The following is a 17,488-nucleotide window of genomic DNA, read 5'->3' on the forward strand; positions in this document are numbered from 1 at the left end:
TCGCCCGCGCACGGTGCCGGTCAGCGACCGGTGATGCGGTCCAGCACGTCGGCGGCCAGGGCGAGGACGTCGTCGCGGCTCATGGTCGGCTCGGCGGTCCAGCCGATGACCAGGTCCTCGGTGAAGGCGAACCAGGAGCGCACCAGCTGGCGGTGCCGCGGGTCGTCGGGGAGCCCGACGACGGCCAGCGTCCCGTCGACCAGGCGCTCGCGGGCCTGCGTGTAGACAGTGGCCGCCGCCGGGTCGCCGCCGACCGCGCCGCGGACGAACGCCACGTAGCTGTCCCGGTAGGTCTCCACCCACTCCACGAACCGGTCGAGCATGCCGGCCTGCGCCCCGGTGCCGGCGTCGCCGAGCACGTGGTCGCACAGCAGATCGGCCGCCGCCCGCGTGACGGCGTCGATGTAGTCGGCCTTGGTGGCGAAGTAGTGGAAGAGCAGGCTGCGGCTGATCCCCGCCCGCCGGGCCACCTCGTCGATGGTCAGCTCGGGCACGGGCGTGGTGGGCAGCAGCTCCAGGCCGATCTCGACCAGCTGCGCCCGCCGGTCCGCGGCCGACCGCCGGGCCGCGGTCACGGCGTCGGCAGCAGCCGGCGGATCGCGGCGGTCACCAGGTCCGGCCGCTCCTGGGGGAGCATGTGGCCGCAGCCGGGCACGATCTGCAGGTGCGCGGTCGGGATGGCCTCGGCGAGCCGACCGGAGTGCTTCACCGGGGTGAGCTTGTCCGCCTCGCCCACCAGGATCTCCACCGGGACGGTGCCCAGCTCGGCCAGCGCCTGTGCCTTGTCGTGCGCACCGAGGGCGGGGTAGAAGGCGGCGAAGGACCGCACGGACGACGCGGCCATGATGTCCGCGCCGCGGGCCACCATCGCGTCGGTCGCGTCGCTCCCGTAGAGGATGCCGCGCACGACGCGCCGGTGCCGGGGGTTCGACGGCGGGACCAGCCGGCGCCAGCCCTCCACGCGCCGGGAGTGCGCGACGGCCCACGCGCCGACGGCCGGGAGCAGGCGCTCCTGCAGCCGCTCGACGGCGGTGCGCGGCGGGTGGGACAGCTCGCCGGCCGACGTGTCGACCAGCGCGACCCCGCGGACCCGGTCGCCGATGACCTCCGGGTGCGCCGCGGCCAGCGCCATGATCGTCATGCCGCCCATCGAGTGCCCACCCAGCACGACCGGGCCGCGGGGCACCAGGGTCGTCAGGACGACGGCCAGGTCCTCGCCCAGCAGGTCGATGGAGACCGGGTCGGTCTCCCCCCAGGTGGACCGGCCGTGGCCGCGCTGGTCGTAGCGGACCAGCCGGACGTCGCCCGCGGCCACGTCGGGGGCCAGCAGCGCGGCGACGTCGTCCCAGGAGGCCTGCGCCAGGGTCCAGCCGTGCGCCAGGACGACGGTGACCGGGGCGTCCTCGGGCCCGTCGACGGTCGCGTGCAGCTGTGCACCGTCCGGGGTGGGGACGGCGTGCACCGCGTGCCGCACGGTCGTGGCGGGGGTGCCGGTCACGCGGCCACCTCCGCGGTCTCGCGCGCCGTCGTCCCGACGTAGTTCTCGCGGTCGAGGGTGCGGGTGAGCCGGCGGAACAGGAAGGTGAAGTCCGGCCAGAGCGTGGTGTTGTGGCCGTGCCGGTCCAGGTACCAGGAGCCGCAGCCCCCGCCCAGCCAGACGGTGCCCTGCGAGCGCTCGGCGATGAGTTCCCGGTAGGCCTCCTGCGCGGCCGGGGTGGTCTCCAGGGTGGCCAGGCCCTCGGTGGCCATCGCCTGCAGCGCTCGGCCGACGTAGGCCACCTGGGACTCGATCATGTAGACCATCGAGGTGTGCCCGACCCCGACGTTGGGGCCGACCAGCAGGAACAGGTTCGGGAACCCGGCGACGGCCGAGCCGCGGTTGGTGACCATGCCGTCGGCCCAGACCTCGGCGAGGGTGCGGCCGTCGCGGCCGGTGATCCGGTGCGCGATCGGCAGGTCGGTGACGTGGAAGCCGGTGGCCAGCACCAGGGTGTCGGTGGGCCGCTCGACGCCGTCCCGGGTGACCACCGAGTGGGGCCGGATCTCGGCGATCCCCGCGGTGACCACCTCGGCGTTGGGGGCGGAGATGGCCGGGTACCAGTCGTTGCTGATCAGGATCCGCTTGCAGCCGATCGTGTAGTCCGGGGTGACCTGCGCCCGCAGCTGCGGGTCGCGGACCTGCCGCTCCAGGTGCGTGCGGGCCAGCTTCTGCACCGGCGCCAGGAACCGCCGGTCCTTGGCCATCCCGAACACCAGGAACTCCCGCCCGGCGTACAGCGCGCCGCGCACGGCCTTCTGCACGGCCGGGAAGCGCCGGTAGACCGCCCGCTCGGCCGCGGTGGTGGGCCGGTCGCCGCGCGGGATGACCCACGGCGGGGTGCGCTGGTAGACCGCCACGGAGCCGGCGACCGGCTGGATCGCCGGCACGACCTGGATGGCCGAGGCGCCGGTGCCGACCACGGCCACCCGGTCACCGGTGAGGTCGTGCTCGTGGTCCCAGCGGGCGGAGTGCATGACCGTGCCCGCGAAGCTGTCGATGCCCGGGATGTCGGGGTAGGACGGATCGGCCAGCGCGCCGGCGGCCGAGACCAGCACCGCGGCGCGGAAGTCCCCGGCGGTGGTCGACACCTCCCAGCGGCGGGCGGCGTCGTCCCAGGTGGCGGAGGTGACCTCGGCGCCGAAGACGTGCCGGTCGCGCACGTCGTAGCGGTCGGCGACGTCGCGCAGGTAGGCGAAGATCTCCGGCTGCTCGGAGTAGGTGCGCGGCCAGTCGGGGTTCGGCGCGAAGGAGAACGAGTAGAGGTTGCTCTGCACGTCGCAGGCGGCGCCCGGGTACGTGTTGTCCCGCCAGGTGCCGCCGACGTCGTCCCCCCGCTCGAGGACGACGAAGTCCTCTATGCCCTGCCGGCGCAGCTGGATGGCCATGCCCAGGCCGGCGAAGCCGGACCCGACGACGGCGACGTGCACCTCACGTGCGGTGGGGCGGACGGACTCCTCGAGCGTGCTGGTCACCGATCGCTCCTCTGCTGACGGCTTGCTGAGCAACGCTCAACACGGTACACAGACGTTGAGCAGTGCTCAACAGCGAACTCGACGACGAGGAGCCGACGATGGCCCGCAGGAACCGCACCCCCCGCTCGCTGGCCGGCCAGGCCGTGCTGATCACCGGCGCCGCCCGCGGCATCGGCGCCGAGCTGGCCCGCAAGGCCGCGGCGAAGGGCGCCCGGGTGGCCCTGGTGGGGCTCGAGCCCGAGCTGCTGGCCCAGGTCGCCACCGAGCTCGGCCCCGAGCACCTGTGGGTGGAGGCCGACGTCACCGACGCCGACGCGATGGCCGCCGCCGTCGCCCGCGCGGTCGACGTGTTCGGCGGGCTGGACGTCGTGGTCGCCAACGCCGGCATCGCGCCGATGAACACCGTGGCCACCGCCTCGGCCCGGGCGCTGGCCCGCACCATCGAGGTCAACCTGACCGGCGCCATGTTCACCGCGCACGCTGCGCTGCCCGAGATCTCCAAGCGCGGGGGGCACGTGCTGCTGATCTCCTCGGCGGCCGCCTTCTCCGTGCTGCCGGGGCTGAGCGCCTACTGCGCGGCGAAGGCCGGGCTGGAGCGCTTCGGCGACGTGCTGCGGCTGGAGGTGGCCCACCGCGGGGTGACCGTGGCCAGCGCGCACCCGGTGTGGATCGACACCGACATGGTCCGCGACACCAAGGCCGCGCTGCCCACCTTCAAGGCCACCCTCGACCGGCTCCCCGGGCCGCTGGGCTCCTACACCTCGGTGTCGGACTGCGCCGACGCGCTGCTGCGCAACCTGGAGGACCGGGGCCGGCGGGTCTTCGTGCCCCGCTCGGTGGGCTTCTTCTCGGCCTGGCGGCAGGCCGTCGTCGGCGCGGTGGGGGAGAAACTGGTGCTCGCTCAGGCCAAGACCGCCGTCCCGCAGCTCGAGCGCGAGATCGCCGCGCTGGGCGGCGAGGAGTTCGGCGCCAACTCCGTCGAGCGCGGTCGCAGCCGCAGCTGATCCCGGCGCCCGCCTAGGGTTGCCGGGTGCGGCGCTACTTCTACGACACCGAGTTCATCGAGGACGGCACCACGATCGACCTGGTGTCCATCGGGGTGGTCGACGAGACCGGTCGCGAGTTCTACGCCGTCTCCACCGAGTTCGACCCGACCCGCGCCATCCCGTGGGTGCGCAAGAACGTGCTGGAGAAGCTGCCGTCCCCGGCCGACAGGGCCTGGCGCACCCGGGCGCAGATCCGCGACTCCCTGCTGGACTTCCTCACCGGCCCCGGTGAGGAGGTCCAGCTGTGGGCCTGGATCGCCGCCTACGACCACGTCGTGCTGTGCCAGCTGTGGGGCGCGATGCCGGCGCTGCCGCGCAAGGTGCCGCGGTTCACCCACGAGCTCAAGCAGCTCTGGGAGGACGCCGGGTCACCGCCGCTGCCGCCCAAGTCGCCGGACGCCCACGACGCGCTCGTGGACGCCCGGCACGGGCTCGCGGTCTGGCAAGCGGTGCAGGCCCGCCGTTAGCCCCATCCCGGAGGTCAGGGGCGCAGGGCCGCCCAGTCCTCGGGGTGCCGCTGCAGGTGCTCGCGGACCGACGTGGCCGGGTGGCCGGTGTACGCCCGCACCACATCGCTGACCACGGCCATCTCGCCGGCGGCGATCGCGGTGTAGCTGGTCACCCAGCCCTCGACCTCCCAGTCCGGGGCGCCGCTGGGCCGGCGGGTGGCCCAGGCCTGCTCCACCGTCTGCGCCTCGTAGCGCACCGGGCGGCCGGTCACGTCGGTGAGCACGGCGGCCGCCTCGGCCAGCGTCAGCGCCTCCGGGCCGGTCACGTCCAGCACCCGGCCGTCGGTGCTGGGGTGGTCGCGCAGCAGGACGGTGGCGGCCACCTCCGCGGCGTCGTCGCGGGAGACGAAGGACGCCGCCCCGTCCCCGGCCGGTGCCGCGATCACCGCACCGCCGTCGTCGGTGGGGGTGGCGAAGAACGGCACGAAGTCGGCGTACATCGAGTTGCGCAGCACCGTCGTCCGCAGACCGGTGTCCCCGAGCGCGGCCTCGGTGGCCGCGTGCGTGGCGGTGAGGGTGAAGGTCGCGCCCACCTCGGAGCCGAGGAACGAGGTGTAGACGATCCGGTCCACCCCGGCGGCCACCGCGGCCCGGACGGCGGCCAGGTGCTGCTCGGTGCGGTCCTCGGCCTCGGCCGCGCTGACCAGGAACAGCGTGTTCGTCCCGGCCAGGGCGGTGGTCAGCCCGGCCTCGTCGGCGTAGCCGCCGGGGTGTGCGACGACCTCGGCGCCGGGCAGCTGCGGGGCGCGGGCGGCGTCGCGCACCACCAGGCGCAGGGCGGCGCCGTGGTCGGCGGCGCCGGCGGCCAGCAGCCGGGCGACCCGGCCCCCGAGCGCTCCGGTCGCACCGGTGACGGTGATCAGGCGGGTCATGGGTTCCTCTCCATCGGGCCGGGCGTGCGTCGGTGCACAGGGCTCCGGACCGGGGTGTCCCCGGCCCGCCGTACCCTTCCACCGTGAGTCTGACCGAACCTGCCGAGCTGGTCCCGGGCCTGGACAGGTGGCGCGACCTCCCTGCCGCCCAGCAGCCGGAGTGGCCCGACCGGGCCGCCCTGGACGCCGTCCTGGCGACGCTGTCCACCGTGCCGCCGATCGTGGCGCCCAGCGAGGTGGACGCGCTGCGCGCCCAGCTCGCCGACGTGGCGCAGGGCAAGGCCTTCCTGCTGCAGGGCGGGGACTGCGCGGAGACCTTCGACCTCAACACCGAGCCGCACCTGCAGGCCACCACCCGCACGCTGCTGCAGATGGCCGTCGTCCTCACCTACGGCGCCAGCGTCCCGGTGGTCAAGGTGGGCCGGGTCGCCGGCCAGTACGCCAAGCCACGCAGCTCCAACATCGACGCGCTGGGCCTGCCCTCCTACCGCGGCGACATGGTCAACTCCTTCGACCCCGACCCGGTGCAGCGCATCCCGGACCCCAACCGGCTGGTCCGCGCCTACGCCAACTCGGCCGCCGCGATGAACATGATCCGGGCCTACGCCCGCGGCGGGCTGGCCGACCTGCACGCCGTGCACCACTGGAACCAGGACTTCGTGGCCTCCTCCCCGGCCGGGGTGCGGTACGAGGTCATCGCCCAGGAGATCGACCGGGCGCTGGGCTTCATGCGGGCCTGCGGGGTCGACGACTCCGCGCTGCGCAGCGTGGAGCTGTTCAACAGCCACGAGGCGCTGATCCTGGACTACGAGCGCGCCCTGATGCGGATGCACGAGGGCCGCCCCTACGCGCTGAGCGCGCACTTCGTGTGGGTCGGCGAGCGGACCCGCCAGATGGACGGCGCGCACATCGAGTTCGCCGCCAACCTGGCCAACCCGGTGGGGGTCAAGATCGGCCCGACCACGACGCCCGAGCAAGCCGTCGAGCTGGTCGAGCGGCTGGACCCCGACGGCCTGCCCGGCAAGCTGACGCTGATCAGCCGGATGGGCAACGGCAAGATCCGCGACGTCCTGCCGGGGATCGTGGAGAAGGTCACCGCCAGCGGCCACCAGGTCGTGTGGCAGTGCGACCCGATGCACGGCAACACCCACGAGTCGCCGTCGGGCTACAAGACCCGGCACTTCGACCGGGTGGTCGACGAGGTGCTCGGCTTCTTCGACGTGCACCGCTCGCTGGGCACCTGGCCCGGCGGCATCCACGTGGAGCTGACCGGCGAGGACGTCACCGAGTGCCTGGGCGGCGCCATGGAGATCAGCGACGAGGACCTCAGCAGCCGGTACGAGACCGCCTGCGACCCCCGCCTGAACACCGGGCAGAGCCTGGAGCTGGCCTTCCTCGTGGCGGAGATGCTCCGTGGCTGAGGACAGCGGCATGGTCGACCTGCGGTCGGACACCGTCACGAAGCCGACGGCCGGGATGCGGGCAGCGATGGCCGACGCCGAGGTCGGCGACGACGTCTACTCCGAGGACCCGCTGGTCAACTCGCTGGAGGAGCGGGTCGCCGACCTGTTCGGCCACGAGGCCGCGGTCTTCGTGCCCTCGGGGACGATGGGCAACCAGATCGGCATGCGGCTGGTCTGCCAGCCCGGCCAGGAGGTGCTCGGGGACGCCGAGGCGCATGTGGTCACCTACGAGATGGGTGCCGCGGCGGCGATCTTCGGCCTGTCCACCCGCACGGTGGTCTCCACCGGCGGCGTGCTGGACGCCGACCAGCTCATCGAGCAGGTCCGGCCCTTCGGCAACTGGCACCTGACGCCGACCGCGGCGATCGCGGTGGAGAACACGCACAACCGGGCCGGCGGGCTGGTCCAGCCGCTGGCGCAGCTGGAGAAGCTGTACGCCTGGTCCCGGGACGCCGGTGTCGCGGTGCACCTGGACGGCGCCCGCATCTGGAACGCCGCGGTCGCCTCCGGCGTGCCGCTGTCGACCTACGGCCGGCTGGCCGACACCGCCTCGGTCTGCCTGTCCAAGGGCCTGGGCGCGCCGATCGGCTCGGTGCTGGTGGCCTCGGCCGACCGGATCGCCGAGGCCCGGCTGTGGCGCAAGCGGCTGGGCGGCGGGATGCGCCAGGTCGGCGTGCTGGCCGCGGCCGGTCACTACGCCCTGGACCACCACGTCGACCGGCTCGCCGAGGACCACGCGCGGGCCCGGTCCCTGGCGCAGCGGCTCGGCGTGGACCCGGCGACGGTGCACACCAACATGGTCGTGCTCGACGGCGTCGCGGCCCCGATGCTGGCCGAGGCCGCCAAGGGCCAGGGCGTGCTGATCAGCCAGGTGTCGGCGACCAAGGTCCGGCTGCTGACCCACCTCGACGTCGACGACGCCGGCATCGACCGCGCCGTGGAGGTCCTCGCCCCGCTGCTCTGACCCCGCAGGGTCAGACGGCGACGCGGTCGCGCAGCTCGCGGAGCAGCGCGATGTCGCGGGCGTGCCCGTCCCACGGGCCGGTCTCGCCGGCCATCGGCGTCTCCACCACGACGGGGACGCCGGCGACCGTCGGGTGGGCCAGCAGCTCGGCGAAGGCGGCCACCCCGATCTGCCCGGCGCCGATGGTGGCGTGCCGGTCGCGCAGCGAGCCGCAGCCGTCGAGTGAGTCGTTGGCGTGCACCAGCCCGAGCCGGCCCGGCCCGACGGCGGCCTCCAGCGCGTCCAGGGTGGCCGCCGTCCCGCCCGGGGTGGCCAGGTCGTGGCCGGCGGCCCAGGCGTGGCAGGTGTCCAGGCACACGCCCAGCCGCGGGTGGTGCTCCAGGGCGGCGAAGTAGGGGCCCAGGTCCTGCACGGTGGCCGCCAGCGCCCGGCCGCCGCCCGCGGTGGGCTCGACCAGCAGCCAGGGACCGTCGTCGGGCAGGCCGTCGAGCACCGGCAGCAGCCGGTCGTGCAGCTGGGCCAGCGCGGCCTCGTAGCGGTCCTCGCCCACCGAGGACCCGGCGTGCACGACGACGCCGGCGCAGCCGAGCGCGACGCCGCGGGCCAGGTCGGCGGCGACCGTGGCCACCGAGGCCTCGACGGTGGCCGCGGACGGCGAACCGACGTTGACCAGGAACGGGGTGTGGATGAACGAGGGGATCCCGCGCTCGGCGCAGCCGGCGGTGAACGCGGCGTCCTGCTGCGGGTCACCGGCCGAGCGCCGCCAGCCGCGCGGGTTGCCCACGAAGACCTGGACCGCCTGCGCACCGACCGCGTCGGCGTAGGCCAGGCCGCCGGTGGCCAACCCGCCCTTGACCGACACGTGCGCCCCGACGGGGGGATCACCCGAAGGTCACCAGGATGGTCACCGAGGTGCCGGGGTCGACGACCTCGCCGGCCGCGGGGGTCTGCCGCAGCACGGTGTCGCCGAAGAACTGGGTGACCGAGGCCTCGAGCCCCACCGCCTCCAGCGCGGCGACGGCGGCGTCCTTGGACTGGCCGACCACGTTGGGCACGCTGACCTGCACCGGGCCGACCGACACGGTCAGGGTGATCGTGGCGCCGAAGGTCTCGGTGCCGTCCGGGGACACCGCGGCCACCTGGCCGGCGGACACGGCGTCGCTGCGGCCCTCGGTGCGCTCGACCTCGAAGCCCAGCGCGGCCAGGGTGGCCTCGGCGTCGTCGGGGTCGCTGCCGACCAGGTCGGGGACGGCGGCGGTGGCCGGTCCCTCGGAGACCTGCAGGGTGACGGTGTCGCCGCGGCGCAGCTCGGTGCCCGGGGCGGGGTCCAGGGCCATCACCGCGCCGGCGGCGACGTCGTCGCTGCGGCCGGTGGTCCGGGTGACCTGCAGGTCGGCGCCCAGCCCCTCGATCGTGGCCTGGACGTCGTCGGCGGGCTGGCCGAGCAGGCCGCCGTCCACGGTGAACCGCTCGGGGCCCTTGGAGACGCTGAGCTGCACGTCGCTGCCGATGATGATCCGCGCGCCGTCGGCGGGGTCGGCGGAGATGACGGTGCCGGCGGCGACGTCCTCGCTGAACACCTCGGTGACCACCGGGTCCAGCCCGGCCTCCTGCAGGAAGCCGATGGCCTGCTGCTGGCCCTGGCCGGACACGGCGGGTACGTCGGTCCACCGCCCGGAGCCCAGCCACCAGCCGACCGCGCCGACGGTGACGGCCAGCAGCAGCACGATGGTGACGCCGAAGCGGATCCGCCGGCGCCGGATGTGGTCGGACACCCCCACCCGCGGCAGCGGGCGCGGGGTGGTCGGGTGCGGGGGACGACGGCCGCCGACGGCGCCGGTGGGCGGCATCGGGACCATCGCGGTCCGCCCGGAGGCGCGGGCGGCGGAGATGACCTCGGTGCGCGGGTCGTCGCCGGCGCGGGCCGCGGTCGCCCGGTTGACCGGGCGGATCGTGGTGGTGGTCGTGCTGGCCCGGCCGGTCGGCACCGGGGTGCGGCCCAGGCCGAGGTCGCGGCGGAGGTCTTCGATCTCGGCGAGGAAGGCGCCGGCGTCCAGCGGTCGGGCACCGGGGTCGCGCCGGGTGGTGCGCCCGACGAGCTCGTCGACCTGCCAGGGCACCGACGGCGTCTCCAGCGACGGGGCGGGCACGTCGTGGTGCACGTGCTGGTAGGCCACCGCCAACGGGGTGTCCCCGGCGTAGGGCGGGTGGCCGGTGAGCAGCTCGTAGAGCACGACCCCGGCGGCGTAGACGTCGGAGCGGGCGTCGGAGCGGCCGCGCTCGAGCTGCTCGGGGGACAGGTAGGCCACCGTGCCGATGAGCACGCCGCCGGTGTGGCTGGTGTGCCCGGTGCCGGCCACGGCTCGCGCCAGCCCGAAGTCGGCCACCTTGACCTGGCCGGACGTGGAGATCAGCACGTTCTCGGGCTTGATGTCGCGGTGCACGATCCCGGCCCGGTGCGCGGCGGTCAGCCCGGACAGCACCGGCTCCAGGACGGCGAAGGCCTCGCCCACGGTCAGCCGGCCGCGGGCCTGCAGCAGGTCGCGCAGCGTGCGGCCGCGGACCAGCTCCATGACCAGGTAGACCAGGCCCTGGTCGCTGCCCTGGTCGCTGACGCCGACCACGTTGGGGTGGCTGAGCATGGCCGCGGCGCGGGCCTCGCGGATGAAGCGGTCGACGAAGGCCGGGTCGTGCGCGAGGTGCTCGACCATCACCTTGACCGCCACCTCGCGGTGCAGCCGGAGGTCGGTGGCGGAGTAGACGGTGGACATGCCGCCGCGCGCGATGCGCTCCTCGAGGCGGTAGCGCCCCTCCAGGACCAGCCCCAGCACGGGGTCGGTCACGGTCGTGTCCACGGGTGCGAGCATACGAGCGAGGGCCAGCACCCAGGCCCAGCGACGCGGGGGCCTGCGTCACCCGTCGCGGACCCCGTCACGTCGGCGCGCACCTCAGCGGGGGAGCCAGCCGGCCCGGACGACGAGGTCCTGGGTGGCGTCGGCCGGCCCGGCGACCCCGCACAGCGTCATGGCGTGCGCCAGCTCCGCCGACAGGCCGGCCAGCACGCCGGCGACCCCGTCGGCGCCCCCGGTGGCCAGGCCCCAGACGACCGGCCGGCCCAGGAAGACCGCGCGGGCGCCCAGGGCCCGGGCGCCCAGCGCGAGGGCGACGAGGGCGTCGGAGCCGGCCCGGACCCCGCCGTCCACGTAGACCTCGACGTCGGACCCGTCGGGGGCGGTCTCCCCGCGCACGGCGTCGACGACCTCGGGCAGCGCGTGGGCGCTGGGCACCACCAGGTCGACCTGCCGGCCGCCGTGGGTGGACACCCAGACGGCCGAGGCGCCGGCCCGGACGCAGGCCACCGCGTCGTCCCCGCGCAGCACGCCCTTGACGACCACCGGCAGCCCGCTGAGCTCGGCGTACCGCCCGACGTCGTCGAAGGTCCAGCTGGGGTGGGCGTTCGCCGACAGCGGCGGCCGGTCGTCGGGCGCGGGGTGGTTGGCCATCCGCAGGCCGGCCGGGAGGGCGAAGTCCCGGCGCAGGTCACGGCGCCGGCGGCCCAGCACCGGCAGGTCGACGGTGAGCACCAGGGCGCGGTAGCCGGCGTCGCCGGCCCGGCGGGCGAGGTCGGCGGTGTGCTCGGGGGAGTGCTGCCGGTACAGCTGGAACCAGGCCGGGGACGCCGGCGCTGCCGCGGCCACCTCCTCGACGGTGTGGTTCGCGCTGGTGGACACCGTCATCAGGGCGCCGACCTCGGCCGCGCCCCGCCGGGTGGCCAGCTCGCCGTCGGGGTGGGCCATGCCCTGGTAGGCCCACGGGGCGACGCCGAGCGGGGTGGCCACCGGGCTGCCCAGCAGCGTGGTGGCCAGGTCGGCCGTCGTGCCGCGCAGCACCCGGGGCCGCAGCCGCCAGGACCGCCAGGCCTGCGGCGCCTCGGTCAGCGAGGTCTCGCTCTCGGCCCCGCCGGCGTAGTAGTCGTAGACCGAGGCCTCCAGCGTCTCCCGTGCCCGGGCCTCGAGCCGGTCGAGGTCCAGGTAGGGCGGTTCGCGGTCCGGGTCGTCGGGCTGGGGGTCCTCGTCGGGTCCGCGGAGGCGCTGGGTCAGGCTGGTCACGGGACCGACCTAAGCTCATGGGCGTGGAGTTCTACACCCCCCAAGAGGTCGCCAAGCTCATCGGCGTGTCGCCGAACCGGGTCCGGCAGCTGGTGAACGACGGCAGGCTCCTCGCGCTGCCGGGCAGCGGGCGCAGCAAGATCCCGGTCGACGTCATCCAGGACGGCGAGGTGCTGCGGCACCTGCCGGGCCTGCTGACCCTGCTGGGCGACAGCGGGTTCTCCGAGCAGGAGGCGTGGGACTGGCTGTTCCGGGAGGACGAGTCGCTGCCGGGCACCCCGGTGCAGGCGCTGCGCGACGACCGGCACACCGAGGTCACCCGCCGGGCCCAGGCACTGGCCTTCTGACCCGGCGCCCGGCCGGGTCGGGCTAGCCGCCCGAGCGGGCGAGGCCGACCCGTGCCCGGGCCACCTGGGCGGCGGTCAACCGGCGGGCGAACACGGCCAGACGCCGCGGCCTGGACACCCGGACCCGGCCGTCGAGCACCCGGTACCCGGCACGCTCGATCTCCCGCAGGATGCCGCCGTACAGGTCGGTGGCCGCGCGCACGCAGTCCCGCGACTCCGGGGCCAGCATCGCCGTCCCGGGGGCGGCGTCGTCGTAGCGCCGGCGGACGACGTCGACCATGTCCCGCATCAGGGCGGTGAAGCCGGGGGTGTGCTCGCGGGCGGCCAGCTGCTCCCGGGTGACGCCGTGCGCGGCCATCATGTCCTCAGGCAGGTAGACCCGGCCGCGGTCGACGTCCTCGGCGACGTCGCGCAGGAAGTTGGTCAGCTGGAACGCCTCGCCCAGCGCGATCGCGTGCGGGGCGGCCTCCTCGCGGCTGACCCCGCGCGCGGTGCCCAGCACGGGCAGGACCTGCAGGCCGATCACCGACGCCGAGCCCCACATGTACCGGTCGAGGGCGGCCAGGTCGGCGTACCCGGTGACGTCGAGGTCGCTGGTCATCGCGGCCAGGAAGTCCACGAAGTGCTCGAGCGGGATGTCGTAGCGGCGCACGGTGTGCACCAGGGCCAGCCGGACCGGGTCGTCGGACCAGCCAGCCTCGACCTCCTCCAGCGCGGCCTTGGACCAGGCCAGCAGCTCGCCGTCGGGGTCGCGGCCGGGCAGGTCGGCACCGACGTCCACGATGTCGTCGGCGACCCGGGCGGCGGCGTAGAGCGCGTGGATCGCCGGCCGCCGGTCGGGGGTGAGCAGTCGGGTGGCCAGGAAGTAGGACTTGCCGTGCTCGGCGGCGATGCCCCGGCAGACCCGGTAGGCCTCGTCCAGCTGCGCCTGCTTCGTCTGCAGCGAGGTCACGCGGGGACCTTCCCGGTGATCCGCTCGGCGGCCAGCCGACCGCTGACCAGCACCATCGGCACGCCGACGCCGGGCTGCACGGACGAGCCGGCCAGCACCACGTTCTCCAGCCCGCCGCGGGGGTAGGTCGAGGGCCGGAACGGGCCGGTCTGGGCGAAGGTGTGCGCGAGGGCGAACGGGGTGCCCGCGGCCATGCCCTGGTCGGCCCAGTCCTGCGGGGTGAGCATCTCCTCGACCTCGATGGAGCCGGTCAGCCCGGTCCAGCCGCGGGCCTCCATGGTCTGCAGCACCTCGTCGCGGTACCGCGGACCCAGCGCCGCCCAGTCGATGTCGGGGTTGCCGCCGGAGTGCCGGTCCTGGTTCGGGGTGGGCGCCACGATGCTGATGACCTGGCCGCCCTCGGGGGCCAGCGTCCGGTCGGTCTTGCTGGGCATCGAGATCAGCAGGCTGGGGTCGCTCATGGGCCGGCCGGTCTGCGTCAGCTCGGTGAAGACCTCCCGCCAGGACGCGCCGAAGCTGATCGTGTGGTGCGCGCGGTCGGCGAACTCCTGCCGGACGCCGACGTGGATGGCCACGCAGCTGGGGGAGTAGACCGGCTTCACCTTCCGGGCCCGGCGGGGCACCAGGGTGTCGGGGCGGTCCACGGTCACCACGACGGCGTCGGCGGGCAGCAGCTCGCCGTCCTCGAGCCGGACGCCGACGGCGCGACCGCCGCGGATGTCCAGCGAGGCGACCGTGGTGTCGTACCGGAACACGACGCCGGCCGCGGCCGCGGCGGCGGCCAGGGCGGCCGGGACGGCGTGGATGCCGCCGACCGGGTGCCAGACGCCCTTGCCGATGTCGAGCTCGGCGATGACCGCGTAGGCGGCGATCGCGGTGAACGGGGACACCCCGGCGTAGAGGGCCTGGAAGCTGAACAGCCGGCGGAGCCGCTCGTCGGTGAGCCGCTTGTCCACGTGCGGGGCCAGCCGGCCGAAGCCGCCCTTGCGGGCCAGCTCGACCATCGGCCGGCCGACCAGGTCCAGCGGGGAGTCCAGGTTGCGGTCGATGAAGACGTCCCACTGCAGCCGGTCCAGGTCCCGGATGTGCTGCAGGTAGGCGCGGACCTCCGCGCCGGAGCCCGGTCCGCAGACCCGCTCGGCCTCGGCGGCGAACGCCTCGGGGTCGGCGTGCACGTCGAGGGTGGACCCGTCGGCGTACTGCGCGCGGTAGGTGGTCTCCAGGGGGAGCAGCTCGAGCCGGTCCTCCAGCGTCTCGCCGACGCAGGCCAGCGCGTCCCGGATCAGGCCGGGGGCGGTCAGCACCGACGGGCCGGTGTCCAGCGCGTAGCCGGCGTGCTCGACCCGGCCGGCGCGCCCGCCGGGCTGCGGGCCGCGCTCGACGACGGTGACCTCGCGGCCGGCACCGCGCAGCCGGAGGGCCGCGGACAGGCCGGCGAGACCGGCACCGACCACGACGACGCGGTCGGTGCGTCCGGGGACGGTCCTCACGTGGTGCGGCTCGTGGCCGCGACGGCCAGGGCGTCCAGGGCGGCCCGGGCCTCGTCGAGCACCGGGGCCTCGGCGATCGCCTCGCGGGCGGCGGTGGTCTGGGTGGTGATGCGGTCCTCCACCTGCTGCAGCGCGCCGGTGCTGCGCATCAGGTCGCGGATCGAGTCCAGCTCGGGCGCCCCGGCGGCCGGGTCGCCGAGCACGCTGCGCAGCAGGGCCCGGCCGGCGTCGTCGGTGCCGGTGGCGGTGAGCGCCACCAACAGGGTCTGCTTGCCCTCGCGCAGGTCCTCGTCGGCGGACTTGCCGGTGACGGCGGGGTCGCCGAACACACCGAGGACGTCGTCGCGGAGCTGGAAGGCCTCGCCCAGCGGCAGCGCGACGGCGGTGTAGGCGTCGGTGACCTCGGGGCCGGCGTCGGCGATCGCCGCGCCCAGGTGCAGCGGGCGCTGGACGGTGTAGCCGGCGCTCTTGTAGCGGGCCACCTTGAGCGCCCCCTCGGGGCCGGGCAGGCCGCCGGCGGCGCGCAGCAGGTCCAGGTACTGGCCGGCGGTGACCTCGGTGCGCATGCTGTCCCAGACCGGGCGGGCCCGGGCCAGCGCCTCGGCGGAGATGCCCGAGCGGCGCAGCAGCTCGTCGGACCAGACCAGGGCCAGGTCGCCGACCAGGATCGCGGCGCCGGTGCCGAACAGCTCGGGGCTGCCCTCCAGCCCGGCGGCGGTGTGCCGGTCGGCGAAGCCGATGTGGGTGGCCGGCCGGCCGCGGCGGGTGGTCGCGGCGTCCATGACGTCGTCGTGCACCAGGGCGCTGCCGTGCACGAACTCCAGCGCGGCCACCGCCCGCAGCACCGCGGCGTCGTCCTCGGTGTGCGCCGTGGCCACCCCGCGCCAGCCCCAGTAGGCGAACGCCGGCCGCAGCCGCTTGCCGCCCTCGGCGACCGCGGCGACCTCCTCGATGACCGGGACCAGCTGGGCGTCCATCGCCGCGAGCACGGCCCGCTTCTCCAGCAGGAACGCGTCCAGGGCCTCGCTGACGGCCGCGCGGACCCGCGCGAGGTCCGCCGCAGCGGCCGCCGCGTGCTGGTCAGCGCCGTTTGCGCTGGTCGATCCGTTCGCCCGGGTGCCTGCAGTCACCGTACGAGTATGACCGGTCCGGGCGGTCGGCACTCATCGTGATCCACTCGCCGTCCGCTCCGGGGTGCGGCGTGCGCCCCCGTACCCTGTCCAGGTGTGACCGGCACCGTGCGCGACCTGATCGACGAGGGCCGACCGACCTGGTCGTTCGAGTTCTTCCCGCCCAAGGACGAGGCCGGCGCGGCCCAGCTGTGGACGACGCTGCGCGAGCTCGAGCGGCTGGCGCCCTCGTTCGTGTCCGTGACCTACGGGGCCGGCGGCTCGACCCGCGAGGGCACCCTCGCGGTGACCGAGCAGATCGCCACCGACACCACGATGCTGCCGCTGGCGCACCTGACCGCGGTGGACCACTCGGTCGCCGAGCTGCGCAACGTGGTGAGCCGGTTGGCCGCGGCCGGGGTGCGCAACGTCATGGCGCTGCGCGGCGACCCGCCGGGCGCCGACCCGCAGGCGGACTGGGTGGCCCACCCCGACGGGCTGCAGTACGCCGCGGAGCTCGTCGAGCTGGTCAAGTCCATGGGCGACTTCGGCGTCGGGGTCGCGGCCTTCCCCGAGTCGCACCCGCGCTCGCCGGACCCGGACACCGACGTGGACATGTTCGTGGCCAAGTGCCGGGCCGGCGCGGACTTCGCGATCACCCAGATGTTCTTCCGGGTCGACGACTACCTCCGGCTGCGTGACCGGGTGGCCGCCCGCGGCTGCGACGTCCCCGTGCTGGCCGGGGTGATGCCGGTGACCAGCGCCAAGCAGATCGCCCGCATCGTGCAGCTGTCGGGCCAGGCGTTCCCGGGGGAGCTGGCCGAGCGGTTCGACGCGGTGGCCGACCAGCCGGCCGCGGTGCAGCGGGCCCTGGGCGTGGACGTGGCCACCGACATGTGCGCGCAGCTGCTGGCCGAGGGCGTGCCCGGCATCCACTTCATCACCATGAACCGCTCCACGGCGACCCGTGAGGTCTACTCCCGCCTGGTCCCGGTCAACGCCGTATAGGCCTGCTGGGCCGCGCGGCGGAGGCCGACGCGCTCGGCCCGGTAGCCGCCGACCACGCCGACGACCGGCAGGTTGGACAGTGCGCGGGCGCCGAGCCCGCCCTTGGGCCGGGCGTCCAGGGCGTCGTCGATCCGGGCCAGCAGCCGGGCCACCCGCCACAGCGTGCGGGTGATCCCGGCGGCACCTTGCCTCCGCTCCACGGCACCGAGCACGTCATCGGCGTAGGCGCCGCGCCGGCGCACCAGCAGCGGCTCCACCTGCTCGGCGGTGAGCGGCCGGTCCAGCAGCACCCGGGCCAGCAGCGCGACCCGCGCCGCCGGGTCGGTGGTCCCGTGCTCGGCGGCCACCCCCAGCACGACGAGGGACTGGACGGCGGCACCCACCGTGTTCTGCAGCGGCAGCAGGTCGGCCAGCTTGCCGGCGAACCGGGGCGCGGCCGAGGCCACGGCGACCACCCGGGAGACGTTCTCGGCCCACCACTCCGCGCGCTGCGCCTCGGGCAGCGCCGGCGGCCGGTCCAGCCGGGCCACCACCGGGGCCCACAGGCGGTCGACCCGGCGGAGGACGTCGACGACGACGGCGTCGGTGATGGGGGGCGCCACGGCCA

17 protein-coding genes are annotated in these 17,488 nt (G+C 75.2%); 6 read left to right on the plus strand and 11 right to left on the minus strand.

The features are described from left to right. Positions 1–20 precede the first annotated feature (20 nt). Genes UXQ13_RS03970 through UXQ13_RS03980 form a run of 3 tightly spaced genes read right to left on the minus strand, consistent with a single transcriptional unit; the run spans position 21 to position 3,012 of the window. Positions 21–575, minus strand: coding sequence for a TetR/AcrR family transcriptional regulator (locus UXQ13_RS03970; RefSeq protein ID WP_225232038.1), 555 nt, complete (start codon positions 573–575; stop codon positions 21–23). Beyond that, entirely contained in the window at positions 572–1,498 is a 927-nt protein-coding gene (locus UXQ13_RS03975) for an alpha/beta fold hydrolase (protein ID WP_336391846.1), read from the minus strand. Before UXQ13_RS03975 ends, UXQ13_RS03970 begins: the two co-directional genes overlap by 4 nt. Beyond that, positions 1,495–3,012, minus strand: coding sequence for a flavin-containing monooxygenase (locus UXQ13_RS03980; RefSeq protein ID WP_336391847.1), 1,518 nt, complete (start codon positions 3,010–3,012; stop codon positions 1,495–1,497). The genes UXQ13_RS03975 and UXQ13_RS03980 overlap by 4 nt, the downstream gene beginning before the upstream one ends. Positions 3,013–3,110: 98 nt before the next feature. Here UXQ13_RS03980 and UXQ13_RS03985 point away from each other — a divergent pair, with 98 nt between their 5' ends. Beyond that, a complete protein-coding gene (locus tag UXQ13_RS03985) occupies positions 3,111–4,016 on the plus strand; it encodes a short-chain dehydrogenase/reductase (RefSeq protein ID WP_225232036.1) in 906 nt (301 codons plus the stop codon). Positions 4,017–4,042: 26 nt separating this feature from the next. Next, positions 4,043–4,525 carry a polyadenylate-specific 3'-exoribonuclease AS gene (locus UXQ13_RS03990; protein ID WP_225232035.1) on the plus strand — a complete coding sequence of 161 codons (483 nt, stop codon included), beginning with the start codon at positions 4,043–4,045 and terminating at the stop codon, positions 4,523–4,525. Between the two features lie 14 nt (positions 4,526–4,539). Here UXQ13_RS03990 and UXQ13_RS03995 read toward each other — a convergent pair whose 3' ends face one another. Then, positions 4,540–5,439 carry an NmrA family NAD(P)-binding protein gene (locus UXQ13_RS03995; RefSeq protein ID WP_225232034.1) on the minus strand — a complete coding sequence of 300 codons (900 nt, stop codon included), beginning with the start codon at positions 5,437–5,439 and terminating at the stop codon, positions 4,540–4,542. An 83-nt stretch (positions 5,440–5,522) separates the two neighbouring features. Here UXQ13_RS03995 and UXQ13_RS04000 point away from each other — a divergent pair, with 83 nt between their 5' ends. Both UXQ13_RS04000 and UXQ13_RS04005 read left to right on the plus strand, forming a co-directional pair. Next, positions 5,523–6,860: a class II 3-deoxy-7-phosphoheptulonate synthase gene (locus UXQ13_RS04000; protein ID WP_225232033.1), complete on the plus strand. Its 1,338-nt coding sequence runs from the start codon at positions 5,523–5,525 to the stop codon at positions 6,858–6,860. Continuing rightward, a complete protein-coding gene (locus UXQ13_RS04005) occupies positions 6,853–7,866 on the plus strand; it encodes a threonine aldolase family protein (protein ID WP_225232032.1) in 1,014 nt (337 codons plus the stop codon). The genes UXQ13_RS04000 and UXQ13_RS04005 overlap by 8 nt, the downstream gene beginning before the upstream one ends. A 10-nt stretch (positions 7,867–7,876) precedes the next feature. Here the strand turns inward: UXQ13_RS04005 and UXQ13_RS04010 are convergent, their stop codons facing one another. The 3 genes from UXQ13_RS04010 to UXQ13_RS04020 form a co-directional block, all read right to left on the minus strand. Further along, positions 7,877–8,728, minus strand: a complete 852-nt coding sequence (locus UXQ13_RS04010) for a deoxyribonuclease IV (protein ID WP_225232031.1) — start codon at positions 8,726–8,728, stop codon at positions 7,877–7,879. A 19-nt stretch (positions 8,729–8,747) separates the two neighbouring features. After that, positions 8,748–10,721, minus strand: coding sequence for a Stk1 family PASTA domain-containing Ser/Thr kinase (gene pknB, locus UXQ13_RS04015; protein WP_225232030.1), 1,974 nt, complete (start codon positions 10,719–10,721; stop codon positions 8,748–8,750). Positions 10,722–10,814: 93 nt separating this feature from the next. Next, the gene (locus UXQ13_RS04020) at positions 10,815–11,975 is read right to left on the minus strand and encodes an alpha-hydroxy acid oxidase (RefSeq protein ID WP_225232029.1); all 1,161 of its coding nucleotides are present in this window, start codon (positions 11,973–11,975) and stop codon (positions 10,815–10,817) included. A gap of 17 nt (positions 11,976–11,992) precedes the next feature. Between UXQ13_RS04020 and UXQ13_RS04025 the strand changes: the two genes are divergently transcribed. Next, a complete protein-coding gene (locus UXQ13_RS04025) occupies positions 11,993–12,322 on the plus strand; it encodes an Rv2175c family DNA-binding protein (RefSeq protein ID WP_336391848.1) in 330 nt (109 codons plus the stop codon). Positions 12,323–12,344: 22 nt separating this feature from the next. Here UXQ13_RS04025 and UXQ13_RS04030 read toward each other — a convergent pair whose 3' ends face one another. Genes UXQ13_RS04030 through UXQ13_RS04040 form a run of 3 tightly spaced genes read right to left on the minus strand, consistent with a single transcriptional unit; the run spans position 12,345 to position 15,894 of the window. Further along, a complete protein-coding gene (locus UXQ13_RS04030; RefSeq protein ID WP_225232027.1) occupies positions 12,345–13,274 on the minus strand; it encodes a phytoene/squalene synthase family protein in 930 nt (309 codons plus the stop codon). Next, a complete protein-coding gene (crtI, locus tag UXQ13_RS04035; RefSeq protein WP_225232026.1) occupies positions 13,271–14,764 on the minus strand; it encodes a phytoene desaturase family protein in 1,494 nt (497 codons plus the stop codon). Before crtI ends, UXQ13_RS04030 begins: the two co-directional genes overlap by 4 nt. Then, the gene (locus UXQ13_RS04040) at positions 14,761–15,894 is read right to left on the minus strand and encodes a polyprenyl synthetase family protein (protein ID WP_225232025.1); all 1,134 of its coding nucleotides are present in this window, start codon (positions 15,892–15,894) and stop codon (positions 14,761–14,763) included. The genes crtI and UXQ13_RS04040 overlap by 4 nt, the downstream gene beginning before the upstream one ends. Before the next feature lie 96 nt (positions 15,895–15,990). Here UXQ13_RS04040 and metF point away from each other — a divergent pair, with 96 nt between their 5' ends. Then, positions 15,991–16,881: a methylenetetrahydrofolate reductase [NAD(P)H] gene (gene metF / locus UXQ13_RS04045; protein WP_225232024.1), complete on the plus strand. Its 891-nt coding sequence runs from the start codon at positions 15,991–15,993 to the stop codon at positions 16,879–16,881. Here metF and UXQ13_RS04050 read toward each other — a convergent pair. Further along, complete coding sequence (locus UXQ13_RS04050; protein ID WP_225232023.1) at positions 16,848–17,483, minus strand: hypothetical protein; 636 nt, start codon at positions 17,481–17,483, stop codon at positions 16,848–16,850. The two genes, metF and UXQ13_RS04050, sit on opposite strands and share 34 nt — an antisense overlap. Positions 17,484–17,488: the final 5 nt, after the last annotated feature.

Origin of the sequence: Klenkia terrae, from assembly GCF_037083865.1 — a bacterium.
Taxonomy (GTDB): Bacteria; Actinomycetota; Actinomycetes; order Mycobacteriales; family Geodermatophilaceae; genus Klenkia; species Klenkia terrae.